2 protein-coding genes and 1 pseudogene are annotated in these 1,585 nt (G+C 66.4%); 2 read left to right on the top strand and 1 reads right to left on the bottom strand.

The features are described 5' to 3' along the window. A pseudogene (locus tag SD626R_RS16315) lies at positions 1 to 158 on the bottom strand (methylmalonyl-CoA carboxyltransferase); the annotation flags it as partial. 303 nt (positions 159 to 461) lie between these two features. On the opposite strand from SD626R_RS16315, the gene SD626R_RS02870 reads away from it, so the two are divergent. Next, on the top strand, positions 462 to 1,100 hold the full coding sequence (locus SD626R_RS02870) for a 50S ribosomal protein L1 (RefSeq protein ID WP_092563212.1): 639 nt from the start codon (positions 462 to 464) through the stop codon (positions 1,098 to 1,100). Further along, positions 1,097 to 1,585: 50S ribosomal protein L10 (rplJ, locus tag SD626R_RS02865; protein WP_092563209.1), on the top strand; the 489-nt coding region annotated here is incomplete at its 3' end. The genes SD626R_RS02870 and rplJ, both read left to right, overlap by 4 nt.

Here is a 1,585-nt window from a genome sequence, read left to right as displayed (position 1 = left end):
CGGTCGAACTCGTGGAACGTCCCGTCGTCGAGGAAGTAGTCGATGCGCTCGCGCGCGGTCATCTTCCCCTTCTCGTGTTGCGACTGGATCCGTTCCTCGCCCCCGCCCTCGGCCGCCCGCTCGCGGCGCTCCCGGAGGTCCTCGATACGGTCGTCCATCGTCACGCCGGACCACCCTGAGTCATTACCTCGTGGGTCGGCGAGCGGCATGAAAAGGGTTCCCCTATCCGACGTTTTCGACTTCGACGCGCGTCGAATCCGAGGGCCGCTCGGCCGTCGCCCTCGTTCGACGGCACGACCGTCACCGGTCCGCCGTCGACCGTCCGCACGAGCCCTGTCGCCGGTTCGCACGGGGACGGGCGGTTCGACGCTTTTAAACCTCCGATGGACCTCTCTCCGATGAGACAGGCTTCGCCTGTTTCACTGACCCGTAGGAGCGACCTGCGTACTACGGAGGTGAAAATGGCAGACACAATACAAGAGGCCGTAACTCTCGCACTCGACGATGCGCCCGAGCGGAACTTCCGCGAGACCGTGGACATCGCGATCAACCTGCGAGACCTCGACCTCAACGATCCGTCGAACCGCATCGACGAGTCCGTCGTGCTGCCGGCTGGAACGGGGCAGGAGACACAGATCGTCGTCTTCGCGGAGGGCGAAACCGCCGTCCGCGCAGAGGAGGTCGCTGACGAAGTGCTCGACAGCGACGACCTCGAAGACCTCGGAGACGACGACGACCGCGCAAAGGACCTGGCCGGCGAGACCGACTTCTTCGTCGCGGAGGCCAACCTGATGCAGGACATCGGTCGGTACCTCGGTACCGTCCTCGGTCCGCGCGGGAAGATGCCTACCCCACTACAGCCGGACGACGACATCGTCGAGACCGTCAACCGGATGAAGAACACGGTGCAGCTCCGGTCGCGCGACCGGCGCACGTTCCACACCCGCGTCGGCGCCGAGGACATGGGCGCCGAGGCGATCTCGGACAACATCGACGTCATCGTCCGGCGGCTCGAAGCGAGCCTCGAGAAGGGGCCGCTCAACATCGACGGGATCTTCGTGAAGACCACGATGGGTCCCGCCAAGGAGGTGCCCGTATGAGCTCGGTCCGCAAGACCGAGACGATCCCGCAGTGGAAGCAGGACGAGGTCGACGAGCTCGTCGAGTTCATCGACTCGTTCAACTCCGTCGGGATCGTTGGCGTCGGCGGCATTCCGAGCCGGCAGCTCCAGGCCATGCGCCGCGAGCTGCACGGCTCGGCCGATGTCCGCGTGAGCCGGAACACGCTCACCACCCGCGCCCTGGAGGAGGTCGGCGGCGGCGTCGAGGAGCTGACCCAATACGTCTCGGGTCAGGTCGCGCTCATCGGCACGAACGACAACCCGTTCGGCCTCTTCAAGCAGCTGGAAGCCTCGAAGACCCCCGCCCCGATCAACGCGGGCGAGGTGGCTCCCAACGACGTCGTCATCCCCGAGGGCGACACCGGCGTCGACCCGGGACCGTTCGTCGGCGAACTCCAGACGGTCGGCGCGGCCGCGCGCATCCAGGACGGCTCGATCATGGTCACCGAGGACTCGAAGGTCCTC

Source organism: Halorubrum sp. SD626R, from assembly GCF_001261915.1.
Lineage (GTDB): Archaea > Halobacteriota > Halobacteria > Halobacteriales > Haloferacaceae > Halorubrum.
The sequence above is the reverse complement of the archived record's forward strand: the minus strand, read 5'-3'. Positions and strand labels throughout refer to the sequence as shown.

Excerpts from the sequence above, each read along its gene's own strand:
- SD626R_RS02870 (WP_092563212.1), top strand. The coding sequence starts at position 462 with ATGGCAGACACAATACAAGAGGCCGTAACTCTCGCACTCGACGATGCG.